At 60.7% G+C, this 18,343-nt stretch carries 18 protein-coding genes; 13 read left to right on the forward strand and 5 right to left on the reverse strand.

Annotation, left to right across the window (positions count from 1 at the left end; genetic code table 11):
• The first annotated feature begins 76 nt into the window (after positions 1 to 76).
• The 5 genes from ACQ4OB_RS05135 to ACQ4OB_RS05155 all read left to right on the forward strand — a co-directional run bounded on the left by ACQ4OB_RS05135 (position 77) and on the right by ACQ4OB_RS05155 (position 5,992).
• Positions 77 to 1,570: an aldehyde dehydrogenase gene (locus ACQ4OB_RS05135; protein WP_430955275.1), complete on the forward strand. Its 1,494-nt coding sequence runs from the start codon at positions 77 to 79 to the stop codon at positions 1,568 to 1,570.
• Between the two features lie 31 nt (positions 1,571 to 1,601).
• On the forward strand, positions 1,602 to 2,972 hold the full coding sequence (locus ACQ4OB_RS05140) for an aspartate aminotransferase family protein (RefSeq protein ID WP_074871142.1): 1,371 nt from the start codon (positions 1,602 to 1,604) through the stop codon (positions 2,970 to 2,972).
• A gap of 396 nt (positions 2,973 to 3,368) precedes the next feature.
• On the forward strand, positions 3,369 to 4,355 hold the full coding sequence (locus ACQ4OB_RS05145; RefSeq protein ID WP_074871140.1) for an ABC transporter substrate-binding protein: 987 nt from the start codon (positions 3,369 to 3,371) through the stop codon (positions 4,353 to 4,355).
• Positions 4,356 to 4,364: 9 nt separating this feature from the next.
• Entirely contained in the window at positions 4,365 to 5,168 is an 804-nt protein-coding gene (locus ACQ4OB_RS05150) for an ABC transporter permease (protein WP_008149230.1), read from the forward strand.
• Positions 5,156 to 5,992, forward strand: coding sequence for an ABC transporter ATP-binding protein (locus tag ACQ4OB_RS05155; RefSeq protein WP_074871136.1), 837 nt, complete (start codon positions 5,156 to 5,158; stop codon positions 5,990 to 5,992). Before ACQ4OB_RS05150 ends, ACQ4OB_RS05155 begins: the two co-directional genes overlap by 13 nt.
• 125 nt (positions 5,993 to 6,117) lie before the next feature.
• Here ACQ4OB_RS05155 and ACQ4OB_RS05160 read toward each other — a convergent pair whose 3' ends face one another.
• Both ACQ4OB_RS05160 and ACQ4OB_RS05165 read right to left on the reverse strand, forming a co-directional pair.
• On the reverse strand, positions 6,118 to 7,197 hold the full coding sequence (locus ACQ4OB_RS05160) for an endonuclease/exonuclease/phosphatase family protein (protein ID WP_430955235.1): 1,080 nt from the start codon (positions 7,195 to 7,197) through the stop codon (positions 6,118 to 6,120).
• A gap of 255 nt (positions 7,198 to 7,452) precedes the next feature.
• Positions 7,453 to 8,127, reverse strand: a complete 675-nt coding sequence (locus ACQ4OB_RS05165) for a YciC family protein (RefSeq protein WP_430955276.1) — start codon at positions 8,125 to 8,127, stop codon at positions 7,453 to 7,455.
• 178 nt (positions 8,128 to 8,305) lie between these two features.
• Between ACQ4OB_RS05165 and ACQ4OB_RS05170 the strand changes: the two genes are divergently transcribed.
• The 3 genes from ACQ4OB_RS05170 to ACQ4OB_RS05180 all read left to right on the forward strand — a co-directional run bounded on the left by ACQ4OB_RS05170 (position 8,306) and on the right by ACQ4OB_RS05180 (position 10,386).
• A complete protein-coding gene (locus ACQ4OB_RS05170) occupies positions 8,306 to 9,061 on the forward strand; it encodes a DUF2076 domain-containing protein (protein ID WP_102615752.1) in 756 nt (251 codons plus the stop codon).
• A gap of 211 nt (positions 9,062 to 9,272) precedes the next feature.
• Entirely contained in the window at positions 9,273 to 9,752 is a 480-nt protein-coding gene (locus ACQ4OB_RS05175; protein ID WP_008149222.1) for an NYN domain-containing protein, read from the forward strand.
• Between the two features lie 22 nt (positions 9,753 to 9,774).
• Positions 9,775 to 10,386: a 3'-5' exonuclease gene (locus ACQ4OB_RS05180; protein ID WP_134103344.1), complete on the forward strand. Its 612-nt coding sequence runs from the start codon at positions 9,775 to 9,777 to the stop codon at positions 10,384 to 10,386.
• A 121-nt stretch (positions 10,387 to 10,507) separates the two neighbouring features.
• Here the strand turns inward: ACQ4OB_RS05180 and ACQ4OB_RS05185 are convergent, their stop codons facing one another.
• Entirely contained in the window at positions 10,508 to 10,963 is a 456-nt protein-coding gene (locus tag ACQ4OB_RS05185; RefSeq protein ID WP_102615750.1) for an Lrp/AsnC family transcriptional regulator, read from the reverse strand.
• 163 nt (positions 10,964 to 11,126) lie between these two features.
• Here ACQ4OB_RS05185 and yedA point away from each other — a divergent pair, with 163 nt between their 5' ends.
• Complete coding sequence (yedA, locus tag ACQ4OB_RS05190) at positions 11,127 to 12,053, forward strand: drug/metabolite exporter YedA (protein ID WP_430955236.1); 927 nt, start codon at positions 11,127 to 11,129, stop codon at positions 12,051 to 12,053.
• A 52-nt stretch (positions 12,054 to 12,105) separates the two neighbouring features.
• Entirely contained in the window at positions 12,106 to 13,440 is a 1,335-nt protein-coding gene (locus ACQ4OB_RS05195) for a DEAD/DEAH box helicase (RefSeq protein ID WP_074871125.1), read from the forward strand.
• Between the two features lie 140 nt (positions 13,441 to 13,580).
• On the opposite strand, the gene ACQ4OB_RS05200 is transcribed toward ACQ4OB_RS05195, so the two are convergent.
• Both ACQ4OB_RS05200 and ACQ4OB_RS05205 read right to left on the reverse strand, forming a co-directional pair.
• Positions 13,581 to 14,819 (reverse strand): TIGR03862 family flavoprotein, encoded by a 1,239-nt coding sequence (locus ACQ4OB_RS05200; protein ID WP_430955277.1) that lies wholly within the window; start codon positions 14,817 to 14,819, stop codon positions 13,581 to 13,583.
• A 279-nt stretch (positions 14,820 to 15,098) separates the two neighbouring features.
• Positions 15,099 to 16,019, reverse strand: coding sequence for a histone deacetylase family protein (locus ACQ4OB_RS05205; RefSeq protein WP_033054220.1), 921 nt, complete (start codon positions 16,017 to 16,019; stop codon positions 15,099 to 15,101).
• Between the two features lie 74 nt (positions 16,020 to 16,093).
• Between ACQ4OB_RS05205 and ACQ4OB_RS05210 the strand changes: the two genes are divergently transcribed.
• The 3 genes from ACQ4OB_RS05210 to ACQ4OB_RS05220 all read left to right on the forward strand — a co-directional run bounded on the left by ACQ4OB_RS05210 (position 16,094) and on the right by ACQ4OB_RS05220 (position 18,226).
• Positions 16,094 to 16,663 carry a GNAT family N-acetyltransferase gene (locus tag ACQ4OB_RS05210; RefSeq protein WP_430955237.1) on the forward strand — a complete coding sequence of 190 codons (570 nt, stop codon included), beginning with the start codon at positions 16,094 to 16,096 and terminating at the stop codon, positions 16,661 to 16,663.
• A gap of 103 nt (positions 16,664 to 16,766) precedes the next feature.
• Positions 16,767 to 17,636, forward strand: a complete 870-nt coding sequence (gene tesB, locus ACQ4OB_RS05215; RefSeq protein ID WP_008149206.1) for an acyl-CoA thioesterase II — start codon at positions 16,767 to 16,769, stop codon at positions 17,634 to 17,636.
• On the forward strand, positions 17,633 to 18,226 hold the full coding sequence (locus tag ACQ4OB_RS05220) for an HAD family hydrolase (RefSeq protein WP_076029655.1): 594 nt from the start codon (positions 17,633 to 17,635) through the stop codon (positions 18,224 to 18,226). The genes tesB and ACQ4OB_RS05220 overlap by 4 nt, the downstream gene beginning before the upstream one ends.
• Positions 18,227 to 18,343: the final 117 nt, after the last annotated feature.

Here is an 18,343-nt window from a genome sequence, read left to right on the forward strand (position 1 = left end):
CATTTTTACTATTTTTCCTCGACACAGGCCTGGGCCACCATCCAATTCACAAGAAAAGCCCATGGAGCATCTGAACGTGTTCGAGCTTACAGACTGGCAAAACAAAGCCGCTGCGCTGCGGTTTCCCGATCAGGCCGTGATCGACGGCAAACCCCGTGCGGCGCAGTCGGGGCAGACCTTCGCCGCGATCAACCCCGCCACCGGCCAGTGCCTGGCCAACGTGGCCGCGTGCGGCGAAGAAGACGTGGACGCTGCGGTGCGCAATGCGCGGCAAGTGTTCGAGGCCGGCACCTGGGCGGCGCGTTCGCCGAGTGAGCGCAAGCAAGTGCTGTTGCGCCTGGCCGATCTGATCATGACCCACCGCGAAGAACTGGCGCTGCTCGATTCGCTGAACATGGGCAAACCGGTGATGGACGCCTACAACATCGACGTGCCGGCCGCCGCCGGGGTGTTTCGCTGGTACGCCGAAAGCCTCGACAAACTCTACGACCAGATCGCCCCGAGCGCGCAGAACGTGCTGGCGACCATCACCCGCGAAGCGCTGGGCGTGGTCGCTGCGGTGGTGCCGTGGAACTTCCCGCTGGACATGGCCGCGTGGAAACTCGCACCGGCGTTGGCGGCGGGTAATTCGGTGATCCTCAAACCCGCCGAGCAGTCACCGTTTTCCGCCCTGCGTCTGGCCGAACTGGCGCTGGAAGCCGGCCTGCCGGCCGGGGTGCTGAACGTGTTGCCGGGGCTCGGCGAACAGACCGGCAAAGCCCTCGGTTTGCACCCGGATGTCGATTGTCTGGTGTTCACTGGCTCCACCGAAGTCGGCAAATATTTCATGCAGTACTCCGCGCAATCGAACCTGAAACAGGTGTGGCTGGAGTGCGGCGGCAAGAGCGCCAATCTGGTGTTTGCTGATTGCCAGGACCTCGACCTCGCTGCAGAGAAAGCCGCGTTCGGGATCTTCTTCAATCAGGGTGAAGTGTGCTCGGCCAACTCGCGGTTGCTGGTGGAGCGTTCGATTCATGACGAGTTCGTCGAGCGTCTCAAAGTGCAGGCTGAGCGCTGGCAGCCGGGTGATCCATTGGACCCGTCGAGTCGCGCCGGAGCCATCGTCGACAGCCGTCAAACCGCACGCATCATGAAGTTCATCCAAAACGCCGAGAGCCACGGCGCTACCAAGGTGTGCGGCGGTCGACAGTCGATTTTCAACGGCTCCGACAACTTCATTCAGCCGACGATTTTCACTGGCGTGAGCCCGGACATGCCGCTGTTTCGTGATGAAGTGTTCGGCCCGGTGCTGGCGGTCACGGCGTTCGATGATGAGGCCCACGCCTTGCAACTGGCCAACGACAGCGTCTACGGTTTGGCCGCGTCGCTGTGGACCGACGACCTCAATCGCGCCCACCGCGTGGCGCGACAATTGAGAGCCGGCACGGTGTCGGTCAACAGCGTCGATGCGCTGGACGTGACCGTGCCTTTCGGGGGCGGCAAACAATCCGGTTTCGGCCGCGACCTGTCGCTGCATTCATTCGATAAATACACCCAGTTGAAGACCACCTGGTTTCAGCTGCGCACATAACAGCCGCACATAACAAAACGGAGAACTGGCGATGACCACACCACGTGAAACCCGCGACTACCAGGCCGCCGACGCTGCGCACCACATCCACGCATTCGTCGATCAAAAAGCGCTCAACGATGAAGGACCCCGGGTGATGGTCCGTGGCGAGCGCCTGCACCTGTGGGACAACGATGGTCGGCGTTACCTCGACGGTATGTCCGGATTGTGGTGCACCAACCTCGGTTACGGGCGCAAGGACCTGGCTGCCGCCGCGTCTCGGCAGTTGGAGCAGTTGCCGTACTACAACATGTTTTTCCACACCACCCACCCGCAGGTGATCGAGCTTTCGGAGCTGCTGTTCAGCCTGTTGCCGGGGCACTACAGCCACGCGATCTACACCAACTCCGGCTCCGAGGCCAACGAGGTGCTGATCCGCACCGTGCGTCGTTACTGGACGATCCTCGGCAAGCCCGAGAAGAAAATCATGATCGGTCGCTGGAACGGTTACCACGGCTCGACCCTGGCAGCGACAGCGCTCGGCGGCATGAAATTCATGCACGAAATGGGCGGCATGATTCCCGACATCGAACACATCGATGAGCCGTACTTTTTCGCCCACGAGGGCAACCTGACTCCGGCTGAATTTGGCCTGCGGGCGGCGCAGCAACTGGAAGCGAAGATTCTCGAACTCGGCGCGGACAAGGTCGCCGGGTTTATCGCCGAACCGTTCCAGGGCGCAGGCGGGATGATCTTTCCACCGGAAAGTTACTGGCCGGAAATTCAGCGGATCTGCCGCAAGTACGACGTGCTGTTGTGCGCCGATGAAGTGATCGGCGGCTTTGGTCGCACTGGCGAATGGTTCGCCCATGAGCACTTCGGTTTCGAGCCGGACACGCTGTCGATCGCCAAGGGTTTGACCTCGGGTTACATCCCCATGGGCGGTCTGATCCTGTCGAAGAAAATGGCTCAGGTACTGGTGGAGCAGGGCGGGGTGTTTGCCCACGGCTTGACCTATTCCGGGCACCCGGTGGCGGCGGCGGTGGCCATCGCCAACCTCACGGCGTTGCGCGATGAAGGGGTGGTGGCGCGGGTCAAGGATGACATCGGGCCGTACCTGCAACAGTGCTTGCGCGAGGTGTTCGGCAATCACCCGTTGGTGGGCGATATTCAGGGTGTCGGCATGGTCGCGGCGCTGCAATTGGCTGAGGACAAGACCAGTCGCAAACGCTTTGCCAATGAAGGCGACATTGCCTGGCGTTGCCGCACGATTGGTTTTGAAGAGGGGGTGATTATTCGCTCGACGTTGGGGCGGATGATCATGGCGCCGGCGTTGATTGCCAGTCGGGAAGAGGTGGATGAACTGGTCGGCAAAACCCTGAAAGCGGTTGATCGTACGGCGCAGGAATACGGCCGGCTCTGACATTGCCGGAAGGTCCTGCGGACCTTATCGCGGGCAAGCCCGCTCCCACAGGTTATGTGTCGTGCCGGAATTCTGAGGCCAACACAAACCCTGTGGGAGCGGGCTTGCCCGCGATAGCTATTACCGATTTAACACACCTCTCACCTTTTGCACCCACCTCGGGCATCCCCGCCCACAGCGCCCTTTTACGGCGCGCACTACCCAGTTTTTTCATCACTCCCAACGACATATTTCCTGATTTTCCTTCTCCCGGCCTTGGGCCAACATCGACCTCGCCAGTCAGCCAAACGCTGCTCGCCGAAAGGTCCACCAGAGACCGCAGGTGGCAGCACTTCTCCAAGGCCGCTGGCCGTACTGCCCATGACAAAACTAAATCAACAGCTTTGGGAGTGCTCCATGATCAAGTCCTTGCTGAACTGCATCACTCATCCACTGGCGGTCACCGCCATCGCCGTCACGGTCGCCACCAGCGCCCAGGCCGGCACCCTCTCTATCGGCCACACCACGTGGGTCGGATACGGCACGCTCTACCTGGCTCAAGACCTGGGCTACTTCAAGGAAAACGGTTTGACCGTCGAATTGCCCGTCGTCGAAGAGGCTTCGATGTACATGGCCGCACAAGCCTCGGGCGAGTTGTCGGGCTCGGCGTCGACCATCGACGAGGTGCTCAAGTACCGCCCGCAATTCTGCTTCAAGGCTGTGGCTGCACTGGATGACAGCCATGGTGGCGACGGTGTTTTGGTCGGCAAGGACGTCAAGAGTTTGCAGGAGTTGAAAGGCAAGGCCGTGGCGGTGAACGAAGGTTCGACTTCGCAGTTTTGGCTGTCGTACCTGCTGAAAAAACACGGCATGAAAATGAGCGACATCACCGTGCAGAACATGACGGCTGACGATGCAGCCACCGCGTTCATCGCCGGTCGCGTGCCCGCCGCCGTGACCTGGGAACCGCATCTGTCGATGGTCCGCAATAAGCAAAAAGGCAAAGTGCTGATCGACAGCAGCAGTACGCCGGGAGTGATTGTCGACGTGGTCGCGCTCAACTGCACGGTCATTGAAAAGCAGCCGGAAGACGTCAAGGCGTTGGTGGCCGGTCTGTACAAGGCCGTGCAGTACACCAAGGACCATCCGCAAGAAGCCTACAAAATCATGGCCAAAGGCGTCGGCGGTTACCTCGCCGATCCCAAGGAGCTGGCCGCTGCCGCACAGGGCGTGCGCTTCTACGATCAGGCCATGAGCGAGAAACTCCTCGGCTCGCCGGGCAAACCGGGCGACAGCGAACTGCTGATCAAACTGGCCAACGAGACCGCTAGCGAATTGCAGGGCAAACCCTACAACGTCAGCCATGACGACCTGATCGACAACCGTTTCGTCAGCCCGCTCTAGGAGGTTCGCATGTTCAAGCGCAATTCATGGCTGAGCCGCTGCATCACGCCCAAGACCGGTTTGCCGGTTTCGGTGATCTGGAGCGCGAGCGGTCTGGCCTGGGTGTTGTTGGTCGGCCTGTGGGCCGGGTTGTCTTACGGCGGCGTGGTGCCGGGCATGTTCCTGCCGACACCGGGCGCGGTGGTCGAGGCCGCCGTGCGCCTGAGTCGCGACGGCACGCTCGGCCTGCATGTGTGGGCCAGCCTCGAAGTGGTGATGGTCGGCTTCATCGTGTCGTCGCTGGTGGCCGTGCCGCTGGGGTTGTTGATGGGCAGCTTTCGTATCGTCCAGGCGTTCCTTGAGCCGATGGTCAATTTCATCCGCTACCTGCCGGTCACTTCGTTCGTGCCGCTGTTCATCCTGTGGATCGGCATCGGTCTGGAGCAGCGGGTTTCGGTGATCATCTTCGGCGTGTTTTTCCAACAACTGGTGATGATCGCGGACGTGTCCAAAGGCATCTCCAAGGACCTGATCAACGCGTCCTATACCTTGGGTTCGAACCGCCGCGATGCGGTGCTGCATGTGATCGCCCCAGCGTCATTGCCGGGTGTGCTCGACACCTTGCGCGTGACCATGGGCTGGGCCTGGACTTACCTGGTGGTTGCCGAGCTGGTCGCGGCTTCCAGCGGTCTGGGCTACTTGAGCCTTAAAGCCATGCGCGGCTTTCAAGTGGATGTGATTTTCCTGGCAATCGCGATCATCGGCCTGCTGGGCCTGGTCACCGATCAACTGTTCCGTTTCCTTCGTCTGAGGATCGCCGCATGGGCTCAGTAAGCGCCGTCAACCCTCGTTTCATCACGCCACAACCCGCCCCGGTGCACGCCGCACCACGGCTGCAAGTGGACAAGGTCAGCCTTCGCTATCAAAAGCCCGACGGTGGCGTGTTCACCGCGCTGGATCAGGTGTCGTTCGAAGTGCCGGACCAGCAATTCGCCGTGCTGGTGGGGCCTTCGGGCTGCGGCAAGTCGAGTCTGCTGTACCTCACGGCGGGTTTGAATGAGCCCACGGAAGGCGAGATCTACGTCGGTGGCCAGCAAGTTCAGGGGCCGGGCGCGGATCGCGGCATGGTGTTCCAGAGCTATACGCTGTTCCCGTGGCTGACCGTGCGGCAGAACGTCGAGTTCGGCCTCAAGCGTCGCGGCATGGCCGCCGCCCAGCGCAAGGAGATCGTCGATTACTACGTCAACGAAGTCGGCCTGTCCGGGTTTGCCGACAACTACGCCAAGCAGCTGTCCGGCGGCATGATGCAGCGCGTGGCGATTGCTCGGGCGCTGGCCAACGACCCGCAAATCCTGCTCATGGACGAGCCCTTCGGCGCGCTCGACAGCCAGACGCGCCTGCAAATGCAGCAGCTGTTGTTGCGGGTCTGGGGCAACAGCAAGAAGACCGTGTTGTTCGTGACTCACGATATCGACGAGGCGATTCTGCTGGGTGATCGGGTCTACGTGATGGGCGCTCGGCCGGGTCGGATCAAGCAGATTCTGGACGTGCCGATCGAACGCCCACGGACCCTGGACATGGTCATGGAGCGCTCGTTCATCGACATGAAGCGCAGGATCTTCGGGCTATTGCACGATGAGCTGGAGGAGGAACATTGACCGTGCACAAATCCCTGTGGGAGTGAGCCTGCTCGCGATTGCGATTGATCATCCAACAAAGATGTCAACTGACACTACGCCATCGCGAGCAGGCTCGCTCCCACAGGTTTTGCGTTTAACCGAAGTTAAGGCGCTGCCGGCAAGAGGAACCTTGCAATCACCGGCAAGTGATCGGAGATCCGCAAGGTATCGTCCTGCCTCACCGTCGCCTCGACCCGTTTGATCCGCGGACTGTAGAACAGGTAGTCGACAGTCCGGTCCGGGCCGTTCAAGCCCGGATCATTCGGGTAATGGGTCAACCACCGCGCCCGGTCGATGCCGCTGGCTTCGTTGTTGGTCGGGATCATCGGGTATTTGTCCCAGAGCACATGCAGCGCACTGTCGGCAGAGTAGGGCGTGCGTTGCTCGTCGGGCAGGCGTCGATATTGCCCCAGCGGCAACAGGTTGAAGTCGCCACCGATCAACCACGGCGTGCTGCGGCTTTCGAGTTTGTCGAGTATTTTGACGATGGCCGACACCTGGGACTGCAGTGTTTCGTCTGGTGGGAGAACGTGGTCCAGATGGGTGTTGAGCACCGCTAGCTGACCACCGTCGCTCAACGGCAGATACGTGACCAACAAGGCGTTTTTCGGTTTGAACTGACGGCTGATGAAATTGGCCGGTGCGACCGGTAATTGCAGGCGTTCGGCCTGTTTTATCTGGTAGCGGCTGAGGGTGACCAACTGCCGGCCGACGCTGCCGAAAATGTGCGGCTCAGGCACGAAATCGGCTTTCCAGTCGAAGGCGTGGGCGCTGCATGGATACAGGTCCGCGACTCGTTCCTGAAGCAGCTTGAACTGGTTTTGGTAATCGCTGGCCTTGGCGCCGTCATCGAGCTCCTGCAACAGCACGACGTCCGGTTGCTCGTCACGGATCACCCGCGCCACTTCATCGAGGCTGAAGGCCATGTCTTCGGGCGTGGGTTTTTCGTCATTGCCGGCCGCCAGGTCATTCCAGAACACGTAGCGTTTTCCCGCCAGGTACTGGACGTTCCAGGTCATCACCTTCAGCGCCTGACCGGGCACCAGCGTCGGAGCCTGGGTGTTGCAACTGACCGGCAAGGCTTCCTTGGCTTCGGGGCGCCAGGTCAGGTTGTAGATCAGCAAGACCATCAGGCCGGTCGCGATCAACAGGCCCAGCAGGGTGTAGCGCAGCAGACGGGTCATGGCTCGGCTTATAGCGTTACAAAAGTTGACCCCGAGCATAACCGAGCGTCGGGTTTAATCCCAAGAGCGAAACGGCCTGCCCGGCAATTAGCCGTAACGATATCCCTGTAGCAGCTGGCGAAGCCTGCGTTCGGCTGCGAAGCAGTCGTAAATCCGGCGAGCGCGGTCTGCCTGGTTCACCGTGAGCACTGATTTTACGACTGCTGCGCAGCCGAACGCAGGCTTCGCCAGCTGCTACAAGGGGCGCGTTGTTCTTTAAAGAGGTCGATCAATCTTTTCTGGCACCTCGTCGATCAACATGTACAAGCGAAACAGCACCACGCTGACGAACAGTTGCAGGAAGCTGTGGGCGCTGTCGATCAGCAGGGAAATCACCGCGTTCTGCGGTTCTGGATAAACCGCCAGGGTCGCGCCCTTGAGCACCCACAACGGGCCCATTACGCAGAGAATGCACACCAGAATGCGCAGAAAGTTGCCGCGGGTCAGGCGCAGGCTTTCCTTCATCGCCGCCAGCGGTGCCATGCCGCGCAGCACCAGCAAATACTCGCCAAACGCGAGGGTCACCATCAGCCAGATGCCCGGCAGGAAATACAGCGACAGGCCGATCAGGATCAGCAGTGTATTGAGCGCCGTCAGCACGGCAAACCGCGGCCATAAGTAGGCGGACCTCGACAGCAGGTCGCGAATGCGCGGCGATTCGCCACGGCTGCGGGCATCGAGAAACAGGATCAGTGCGCCGGTGTACAGCGGATAAACCAGCAAGCCGACCATCACGCTGATACCGGGAAAGCTGTCCGGCTCGGTGGAGTGATCGACCACTTGTTGCAGCAGCGCCTCGAAAATCACCAGCGGCAGGCACAGCTGCACGATCTGGCCCAGATTGCGCTTGAAGAAATACAGTGAGTCACGCAGTACATCGAACGAATTCATCAGTCGGTATCGCAGGTTGGAAGCAGTGGCCCACTTTAACCGATGAAGCGCATTGGGGCGCAAACGTAAACGTTCGGTAAAGACCATTGAAACATCCTTTATCAGCCTCCATTACGGATGAGCACCTTTTCCACAGTGGATAGGGGCGACGATTTTCCCGGCAATCTACGAGGTCGCCATGAACAGCGAAGAACAAACCCTGATCGATGGACTGTTTTCCCGGCTGCAACAGGCCGAAACGGACTCAGCCCCGCGCGACGCCCAGGCCGAGGCGCGGATCAAGGAACACCTGACTCGCCAGCCCGCGGCAGGCTATTTCATGACCCAGGCGATTCTGGTGCAAGAGGCGGCTCTCAAAAGCCTCGACGAACAGAACAAACAACTCGCCCGGCAAGTCGAGCAATTGCAGGCCGAACTGCAATCGGCCAAGGCGCAGCCGGCGGCGGCTGCACCCAGCAGCGGTGGCTTCTTGTCGAGCATCTTCGGTGGCGGTTCCCGTGATCCGCAGCCAGCACCCACCCAAAGTCCACCTGCCTCGAGCGGTGGCGGCTGGCGTGAACCGGCGCGGCCGTCGTTCAACTCGCAGCCGCCACAACAGAATTTCGGTGCGGCACCGCCTCGGCAGAATTACGCCCAGCAACAGCCTGCCGGCAGTGGTTTCCTCGGTGGTGCACTGAAAACCGCCGCCGGTGTGGCCGGTGGCGTGATGCTGGCGCAAGGCATCAGCAGCCTGTTCCATCAGAATCAGCAGCCGGAAGTGGCTGAAGTGATCAAGGAAGAACCGGCTCAGGTCAACGATCAAAGTGGCGATAGCGGCTGGAACGAGGATCAGCGCGTGGCCGACAACTCCAGTGATCAGGGCGGCTTTGCCGACGCCGACTACAGCGATGACAGCTCATCGTTCTTCGGCGGCGACGACGATTCCTTCGTCTGATTCACTGTGGCGAGGGAGCTTGCTCCCGCTGGGGTGCGAAGCGCCCCTTGCTTTAGAACCTAAGGGCCTGCTACGCAGTCCAGCGGGAGCAAGCTCCCTCGCCACACGGCTGATTATTCGCGGAACAATCCTTCAGGCTGGCATACTGGGCAACTTTTCGGGCCTGGTGCCTGATCCTGCCTGCGCTGCGGCGCGACAACGAGGATGACCGGTGAAAAAAATCGCAGTGTTCGCCGATGTCCAGAACCTCTATTACACCGTGCGTCAGGCCTATGGCTGCCATTTCAACTATGCCGCGCTGTGGGCTGATATCAGCAAACAGGGCGAGATCGTTGAGGCCTACGCCTACGCCATCGATCGTGGCGACAGCAAACAGCAGCAATTCCAGCAGATCCTGCGCAACCTCGGCTTCGTCGTGAAGCTCAAGCCCTACATCCAGCGCAGCGATGGCTCGGCCAAAGGTGACTGGGACGTGGGCATCACCCTCGACATCATGGACGCCGCCGATCATGTCGACGAAGTGGTGCTGGCCTCCGGTGACGGTGATTTCGACATGCTGCTGGAGCGCATCATCACCAAGCACGGTGTGCAAGCCGTGGCCTACGGCGTGCCGGGCCTGACGGCCAACTCGCTGATCCGCGCCGCCAGCCGCTACGTGCCGATCGAAGGCGCGTTGCTGCTCAAGAATTGATTTATACGGAGTTGAAACAGGTTTGGAACGCATAGCAGTCATCGACTTTGAAACCACCGGGATCTCCCCGAGCAGCAGTTGCCGGGCCACGGAAATTGCCGTGGTGATCCTTGAACAGGGGCGCATCGTCGAGCGTTACCAAAGCCTGATGAATGCCGGCGTGCGCGTGCCAGCCTTCATCGAACAACTCACCGGCATCAGCAACGCCATGCTGCGCACCGCGCCATCGGCCGAGCAGGTGATGAACGAAGTCAACGAGTTCGTCGGCATCACACCGCTGCTGGCGCACAACGCCGCGTTCGACCAGAAGTTCTGGGACTTTGAGCTGGGGCGAATCAAACGCACACGCTTGCAGAACTTTGCCTGCTCGCTGCTTCTGGCCCGCCGTTTGATGCCCGCCGCGCCGAACCACAAACTCGGCACCCTCACCACGTTCGCCAACCTGCCTGACACCGGCAAGGCTCACCGGGCCATGGCCGATGCCGAGATGGCGGCCAACCTGACGGCGCATTTGGCACAAGAACTGCGGCAGAAGCACGGGTTGCGCGAGTTGTCCCATGATCTGCTGGTGAGCTTGCAGAAAGTGCCGGCGGCGAAGATCAATGAGCATCTCAAGCGCCATCGCGGGTTCTAAGAACACCGCAAATCCCCTGTGGGAGCGAGCCTGCTCGCGATAGCGATTTATCATTCAGCATCGATGTCGACTGATACTCCGCTATCGCGAGCAGGCTCGCTCCCACAGGGATTGCGCCGTTTCAGATTCTGCCATTGCCTTCCAACTGCCCCAACGGCACGCGCTTCTCTATCGCGCTCGACAACACAATCGACGTCTTGCTGAACCCGAACTTGGCGATCCGGTTGATCAGCTCTTCCAGCTCCGGCATCGAACCCACCGCCGCTTGCATGATCACGCACGGATCACCCGTCACCCGGTGGCATTCGGTCAGTTGTGGGATTTTGATCAGGTCGTCGTAGGCCTTCTGATTACCGTGTTGGTTCAGGCGCAGTTCGATCACGCACTGGATCGGCAAGCCAAGCTTGGCCATGTCGACTTTCGCCTGGTAACCGGTGATCACCCCGCAAGCTTCCAGTTTGGCCACGCGCTCGGCCACGGCGGGAGCGGACAGGTTCACTTTGCGCGCCAGGTCGGCGTAGGACGCACGACCGTTTTCCAACAGGGCGCTGAGGAGCATGCGGTCGTATTTGTCCATCGTCGGATTCCTGAAAAATGGCTGACTTTCGAAAACACGGTTTCTAGCGATGAACTCCGTGTTTTGAAAAGTGTACCGGCGCTATAAACAGGTTTTGTAACTTATTTTAAGCGACTGGCCTTTCTAGAATAGCTGCTCACTTGTCTTGCCTACGAGCTGCCCCATGCCTGGCTTACGTCGTTTTCCCTTACCGTTGATCGCTGCCTTTTTCGCGTTGTACGTGATTTGGGGTTCGACTTACCTGGTGATTCGCATCGGCGTGGAGTACTGGCCGCCGCTGCTGCTCGCCGGTATCCGCTTCGTGATCGCCGGGACGTTGATGTATGCGTTCCTGCGCTGGCGCGGGGCGCCGGCACCGACCTGGGCGCAGTGGAAAGCCGCCGGGATCATCGGGATTTTGCTGCTGAGTTTCGGTAACGGCGCGGTGAGCGTGGCCGAGCACACGGGCGTGGCCTCGGGTGTGGCTGCGTTGGCGGTGGCGACGGTGCCGCTGTTTACCTTGCTCTGTGGATATTTCTGGGGCGCGCGTAATACCCGTCTCGAATGGGCCGGGATTGTGCTCGGGCTGATCGGCATTGCCATGCTCAATCTCGGTTCCAACTTGCAATCGAGCCCGCTGGGCGCTGTATTGCTGATATTCGCGGCAGCGTCCTGGGCCTTCGGTTCGGTGTGGAGTAAACACTTGCCGCTGCCCCAGGGCGCGATGGCCAGCGCTGTGGAAATGCTGGTCGGCGGCGTGGTCCTGTTGATCGGCAGTGCGCTGAGTGGTGAGCATCTGGAAGCCATGCCGCCGATCGAAGGCTGGGCGGCCCTGGCCTACCTCACCTTCTTCGGCTCGATCATCGCTTTCAACGCTTATATGTACCTGTTGAAAAACGTGCGTCCGGCGGCGGCCACCAGTTATGCCTACGTCAACCCAGCGGTGGCGGTGTTGCTGGGGATCGTGTTTGTCGGCGAGACCATCGGGATAGAAGAAGCGCTGGCCATGTTGGTGATCATCAGCGCCGTGGTGTTGATCGGTTTGCCGCAGTGGCGCCGGGCGCCGGAAAGACCTGCGGCCGTGGTGCAGACAGAATCGAGTGTGAATTAGGGTAAACTGCGCGCCATTGCACACCCGCGCTGAATTTTCCTACGGTAATCCCATGACTTTCGCCTCCCTTGGCCTGATCGAACCTTTGCTGCGCTCTCTCGAGACGCTCGGCTACCAGACCCCGACGCCGGTTCAGGCGCAAGCCATTCCGGCGGTGCTGGCCGGTCGCGACCTGATGGCTGCCGCCCAGACCGGGACTGGCAAGACCGCCGGCTTCGCGCTGCCGCTCCTGCAATTACTGGCCATGGAAGGGCCGAAAGTGGCGTCCAACTCGGTGCGCGCACTGATCCTGGTGCCGACCCGCGAATTGGCCGAACAGGTTCACGAAGCCGTGCGTCAGTACGCCGAGAATCTGCCGCTGAGCACTTACGCGGTGTACGGCGGCGTCAGCATCAACCCGCAAATGATGAAGCTGCGCAAGGGGGTTGACGTGCTGGTGGCGACGCCGGGTCGTTTGCTCGACCTGTATCGCCAGAAGGCCCTCAAGTTCAATCAGCTGCAAACCCTGATCCTGGACGAAGCCGATCGCATGCTTGATCTGGGTTTCTCCGAGGAACTGGGGAATATCTACCGCGTGCTGCCCAAGCAACGTCAGACGCTGCTGTTCTCCGCGACGTTCTCCGACGCGATCCGCTTGCTGGCCGGACAAATGCTCAACGATCCGTTGAGCATCGAAGTCAGCCCGCGCAACGTGGCTGCCAACACCGTCAAACAATGGGTGGTGACGGTGGACAAGAAGCGCAAGCCGGAGCTGTTCATCCACTTGCTGCGCAAGGGCAAGTGGAAGCAGGTGCTGGTATTCGCCAAGACCCGCAATGGCGTGGACGCGCTGGTGGAAAAACTCCAGGGCCTGGGCGTCAATGCCGACGGCATCCACGGCGACAAACCTCAGGCAACCCGTCAGCGCGCACTGGACCGTTTCAAGGCCAGTGAAGTGCAGATTCTGGTGGCCACCGACGTTGCAGCCCGTGGTCTGGATATCGAAGATTTGCCATTGGTGGTCAACTTCGACCTGCCGATCGTGGCGGAGGACTACATCCACCGGATCGGCCGTACCGGTCGCGCGGGTGCAACCGGGCAGGCGATTTCGCTGGTCTGCGCTGATGAAGTGAATCTGCTGTCGGCCATCGAGACGTTGACCCGTCAGACATTGCCTCGCCAGATGGAGCATGACTTCGAGCCTGAGCACCGGGTGCCGGATACCGATGCCAGCGGTCAGGTCGTCAAGAAGCCGAAAAAACCGAAGAAGCCGAAGACCTCCGGTGGCGGTAAACGCAATCTGGGTAAGTGGGTCGAGAGTGGGGATGCGTCGGCGCCGGAGCCTTCGATCAAACCTGTGCGCAAGGTGCCGGTGTTTAATACCGGGCCGCGTAAGAAGAAGCCTTGATCGCGTAATGATCGTTCCCACGCTCTGCGTGGGAATGCAGCCCGGGACGCTCCGCGTCCCTTCAAAGCCGAACGCAGAGCGTCCGAAGAGGCATTCCCACGCAGAGCGTGGGAACGATCAGTGGCGCGCGCACCGGTTCTTCAGCCCTTGTGTTTCAACCACCCCACCATCCCCAACCCTGCCGCTCGCCCACTGGCGAAACACGCGGTCAGCAAATAGCCGCCGGTCGGCGCTTCCCAATCCAGCATTTCTCCTGCGCAGAACACGCCCGGCAGTTGCTTGAGCATCAAACGCTCATCCATTGCTTCGAACATCACGCCACCGGCAGTGCTGATGGCCTCGTCCAGTGGGCGGGTTTTCACCAGTGTCAGTGGAAGCGCCTTGATCGCTTTGGCCAGCAGCGCCGGATCGGTGAAGTGTTCGGCCGGCGTCAGTTCGCGCAGTAACGCCGCTTTCACGCCATCAATGCCGAGCTGACTGTGCAGGTGCTTGGACATTGAGCGTGAACCACGCGGTTTGCTCAGCGCAGACTGTACTTTATCCACAGGCTTGCCCGGCAACAGGTCCAGGTGAATGGTTGCTGAGCCGTGCTGATTGATGGCCTCGCGGATCGGCGCTGACAAGGCGTAGATCAAACTGCCTTCGATCCCGGTTGCCGTAATCACACATTCCCCGAGCCGCGGCACGTCGTCATTGAGGCCAATGGCGATGTTTTTCAGCGGTGCGCCGGCGAATTTGCTGACCATCAACTCGCTCCAGGCCTGCACCTCGAAGCCGCAATTACTCGGTTGCAGCGGCGCGAGTCCTACGCCGTGTTGTTCCAGCGCCAGCATCCAGGCGCCGTCCGAGCCCAGCCGCGACCAGCTACCGCCACCGAGGGCCAGCAAGGTGGCGTCAGGTTTGATGGTTTTTCCGCCTTCGGGACTGGCGATGCGCAATCCACCGCTGTCATCCCAGCCGAGCCAGCGATGACGGGTGTGGATAACGACGCCGCTGTCTCGCAGGCGTTTGAGCCAGGCGCGCAACAGGGGGGCGGCTTTCATGTCTGTAGGAAAGACTCGCCCGGAACTGCCGACAAAGGTTTCGATGCCCAGGTCATGAATCCATTGGCACAGCGCATCAGCACCGAAGCCACGCAGCAGTGGCGCAATCTGCGGCGCGCGTTCGGCGTAGCGTGAGAGAAATGCCGGGTAGGCTTCGGAATGGGTGATGTTCATGCCGCCGACGCCGGCCAGGAGAAATTTTCGCCCTACTGACGGCATGCCGTCGTACAGGTCAACCTTGACCCCGGCCTGGCTCAGCACTTCGGCGGCCATCAGGCCGGCGGGGCCGCCGCCGATGATGGCGACGTGAGGGGAGAGGGCGGCGGATTGGGTCATGGCGAGAGCTGCGGCTTGGCGGAATAAGCCGCGCATTCTACCAGCACCATTCCCTGTGGGAGTGAGCCTGCTCTCGATAGCGATCTGACCGTCACTTCAATTGCTGGATGTGCCTCCGCTATCGCGAGCAGGCTCACTCCCACATGGGCTCTGTTGTGTTTATAAGATGATCAAAAAACAACCACCCCTTTGCAGGCTATATGCAGCATGGTCTGTAGGCCCTTTCACTCAGGTTATCCACAGGCCGTTCCACAGGCATTGTGGGTAAAGACCCACACCTCAATGACAACCTGATGACTGCCAGACCCGTTGCGCACTGTGATGCAGGATTCCATGACGGCGCGCCAACGCCTTGCGGTCCTTGCTGTAGCCGCCGCCGATCACCCCGACCACCGGGATATCCCGGCCCAGGCAATGGCGCATCACGCTTTCATCGCGGGCAGCGACGCCTTCGTCTGTCAGCTTTAGATAACCGAGTGCGTCATCCTTGTGCACATCGACGCCGGCGTCGTACAACACCAGGTCAGGTTGGTAGAGCGGCAGCAAATAATTCAGCGCATCGTCCACCACCTTCAGGTAATCGGCATCGCCCATGCCCTTGGGCAGTGGAATGTCCCAGTCACTTTCGGCTTTGCGCGCAGGAAAGTTCTTCTCGCAGTGCAGGGAAACGGTCACCGCTTCGGGGGTGTTGTGCAGGATCCGTGCAGTCCCGTCGCCCTGATGCACATCGCAGTCGAAGATCAGCACCCGATTCACACGGCCGCTTTCCAGCAGGAAATGGCTGATCACCGCCAGGTCATTGAAGATGCAGAACCCGGCAGGATGGTCGTAATGCGCGTGATGGGTGCCGCCAGCCAGATGACAGGCCAAACCATGCTCCAGCGCCTGCTCGGCCGCCAGCAGCGAGCCGCCAACCGCCCGCACCGTGCGCCGGGCCAGGGCTTCGCTCCACGGCAGGCCGAGGCGTCGCTGGTCTTCACGGGACAACTCGCCGCCCATGTAGCGTTCGATATACGCAGGGTCATGTGCGAGCGCGAGAATCTCTGGCGGGCAGAGGTCGGGGCGCAGCAGGTCAGCGTCGCGAGTCAGTCCGCTGTCCACCAGGTGATCGCGCAGCAGGCGAAACTTGTCCATGGGGAAGCGGTGATCCGCCGGGAACTCGGGGCTGTAGTCTTCGTGGTAGATCAGGGGCAGGGGCATGACGAATTAACGTAGGAATGAAGGACGGATCCTACCAGCGTTGTAGACTTGTGGCATGGGAACGGGGGAGCACGATGGAACCGATACTGGAACTCGAGAGCGCGCGACTGCTGTTACGGCAGTGGAGCGATGAGGATTTACCTGAGTTTGCGGCGATGTGCGCCGATCCACAGGTGATGCGTTATTTTCCGGCGCCTTTGAGTCGACTGGAAAGTGCCTCGCTGATCGGACGGATTCGTGGCCATTTTGCCGAACATGGCTTCAGTTTCTGGGCGCTGGAGCGCAAGGACACCGGGGCATTTATCGGTTTTACCGGGCTCGCCGTGGTTGGCTTCGACGCGCGCTTTGCCCCGGCCACCGAAATCGGCTGGCGCCTGGCTCGCGAGCACTGGGGCCTTGGTTACGCCAGTGAAGCGGCGTGGACCGCTCTGCGCTGCGGGTTTGATCGGTTGGCGCTGAAAGAAGTGGTGTCCTTCACCACCGAAACCAACATGCCGTCGCAGAAAGTCATGCAGGCAATCGGCATGCATCATGATTCAGCCAATGATTTCGAGCACCCGATGCTCGCGGCCGATCATCCCCTGCGTCACCATGCGTTGTACCGCATCACTCGTGAACAATGGCTGCAAACCTTGCATGGCTAAGCCGACACGGACGTTTACAATGGCTGCCGTGGGCCCTGGCCAGAAATTGAATCGACCGTCGCAGCCAAGACTGCGCGGCATGCGTTGTGTGAGGAGAGTCTGAATGAGCCAAGTGTTGGATGATCTGGTTGACCTGCTGACCCTGGAACCGATCGAAGAAAACCTGTTCCGTGGCCGCAGCCAGGACCTGGGTTTTCGTCAGCTGTTCGGCGGTCAGGTGATCGGCCAATCCCTGTCGGCGGCCAGTCAGACGGTCGAAGAAGCGCGTCATGTGCATTCGATGCACGGTTATTTCCTGCGCCCCGGCGATTCCGCGTTGCCTGTGGTTTATCAGGTTGACCGGGTACGCGACGGCGGCAGTTTCAGCACGCGCCGGGTGACGGCGATCCAGAAGGGCAACCCGATTTTCACTTGCAGTGCGTCGTTCCAGTACGACGAAGAAGGCTTCCAGCACCAAGCAGAGATGCCGGTGGTGGTCGGCCCGGAAAACCTGCCGTCGGAGCTGGAACTCACTCAGCAGCGCGCGCACCTGATCCCTGAGCACATGCGCGAAAAATTCCTGTGCCCGAAACCGATCGAGTTTCGCCCGATCACCGAGAAAGATCCCTACAACCCGCAGCCGTCTGATCCGATCAAGTACGTCTGGTTTCGCGCCGACGGTGCCTTGGCCGACTCCCCGGCGCTGCATAAATACCTGCTGGCCTACGCTTCGGATTTCGGGTTGCTGACCACCTCGATGCAGCCCCATGGCAAATCGGTCTGGCAGAAAGACATGCAGGTCGCCAGCCTCGATCACGCGCTGTGGTTCCATCAGGATCTACGTGCCGATGATTGGTTGCTGTATGCGATGGACAGCCCTTGGGCGGGCAACTCCCGCGGTTTCTCCCGTGGCAGCGTGTTCAATCGTGCCGGGCAACTGGTGGCGTCGGTCACTCAGGAAGGCCTGATTCGCCACCGCAAGGATTGGGCATGAGCCTGGCCGAGGTGCGGCACTGGGTGTTCGACATGGACGGCACCCTGACGGTGGCCGTGCATGACTTCGCGGCGATCCGCGTGGCGTTGGCGATTCCTGCCGATGACGACATCCTGACCCACCTCGCCGCGCTGCCGGCCGATGAGGCCGCCGCCAAACATGCGTGGTTGCTGGAACATGAACGCGACCTGGCACTGGGTTCGAAAGCGGCACCGGGCGCGGTAGAACTGGTGCGCGAGCTGGCCGGGCGCGGTTATCGCCTGGGCATTCTCACGCGCAATGCGCGCGAACTGGCGCATGTCACGCTAGAGGCGATCGGTTTGGCTGACTGCTTCGCGGCGGAGGATGTACTGGGCCGCGATGAAGCACCGCCAAAACCGCATCCCGGCGGTCTGCTGAAGTTGGCCCAGGCCTGGAATGTCCCGGCCAGCGAGCTGGTGATGGTCGGCGATTACCGCTTCGATCTGGATTGCGGTCGGGCGGCAGGGGCGCGGACGGTGTTGGTGAACCTGCCGGATAATCCCTGGCCTGAGTTGGCGGATTGGCATGCGGCGGATTGCGTGGCGTTGCGAGAAATGTTGTCGGCTTGAGGGCCTCGCGAGCAGGCTCGCTCCCACAAGGTTCTGTGTTGATCACAATACTTTGTCCAACACAAAACCTGTGGGAGCGAGCCTGCTCGCGATGGCGTCAGATCAGACGCCACACAA

Source organism: Pseudomonas sp. ES4 (genome assembly GCF_050586665.1).
GTDB classification, from domain to species: Bacteria; Pseudomonadota; Gammaproteobacteria; order Pseudomonadales; family Pseudomonadaceae; genus Aquipseudomonas; species Aquipseudomonas frederiksbergensis.

Excerpts from the sequence above, each read along its gene's own strand:
- ACQ4OB_RS05140 (WP_074871142.1), top strand. The coding sequence starts at position 1,602 with ATGACCACACCACGTGAAACCCGCGACTACCAGGCCGCCGACGCTGCG.
- ACQ4OB_RS05145 (WP_074871140.1), top strand. The coding sequence starts at position 3,369 with ATGATCAAGTCCTTGCTGAACTGCATCACTCATCCACTGGCGGTCACC.
- ACQ4OB_RS05150 (WP_008149230.1), top strand. The coding sequence starts at position 4,365 with ATGTTCAAGCGCAATTCATGGCTGAGCCGCTGCATCACGCCCAAGACC.
- ACQ4OB_RS05155 (WP_074871136.1), top strand. The coding sequence starts at position 5,156 with ATGGGCTCAGTAAGCGCCGTCAACCCTCGTTTCATCACGCCACAACCC.
- ACQ4OB_RS05160 (WP_430955235.1), bottom strand. The coding sequence starts at position 7,197 with ATGACCCGTCTGCTGCGCTACACCCTGCTGGGCCTGTTGATCGCGACC.
- ACQ4OB_RS05165 (WP_430955276.1), bottom strand. The coding sequence starts at position 8,127 with ATGAATTCGTTCGATGTACTGCGTGACTCACTGTATTTCTTCAAGCGC.
- ACQ4OB_RS05170 (WP_102615752.1), top strand. The coding sequence starts at position 8,306 with ATGAACAGCGAAGAACAAACCCTGATCGATGGACTGTTTTCCCGGCTG.
- ACQ4OB_RS05185 (WP_102615750.1), bottom strand. The coding sequence starts at position 10,963 with ATGGACAAATACGACCGCATGCTCCTCAGCGCCCTGTTGGAAAACGGT.
- yedA (WP_430955236.1), top strand. The coding sequence starts at position 11,127 with ATGCCTGGCTTACGTCGTTTTCCCTTACCGTTGATCGCTGCCTTTTTC.
- ACQ4OB_RS05195 (WP_074871125.1), top strand. The coding sequence starts at position 12,106 with ATGACTTTCGCCTCCCTTGGCCTGATCGAACCTTTGCTGCGCTCTCTC.
- ACQ4OB_RS05200 (WP_430955277.1), bottom strand. The coding sequence starts at position 14,819 with ATGACCCAATCCGCCGCCCTCTCCCCTCACGTCGCCATCATCGGCGGC.
- ACQ4OB_RS05205 (WP_033054220.1), bottom strand. The coding sequence starts at position 16,019 with ATGCCCCTGCCCCTGATCTACCACGAAGACTACAGCCCCGAGTTCCCG.
- ACQ4OB_RS05210 (WP_430955237.1), top strand. The coding sequence starts at position 16,094 with ATGGAACCGATACTGGAACTCGAGAGCGCGCGACTGCTGTTACGGCAG.
- tesB (WP_008149206.1), top strand. The coding sequence starts at position 16,767 with ATGAGCCAAGTGTTGGATGATCTGGTTGACCTGCTGACCCTGGAACCG.
- ACQ4OB_RS05220 (WP_076029655.1), top strand. The coding sequence starts at position 17,633 with ATGAGCCTGGCCGAGGTGCGGCACTGGGTGTTCGACATGGACGGCACC.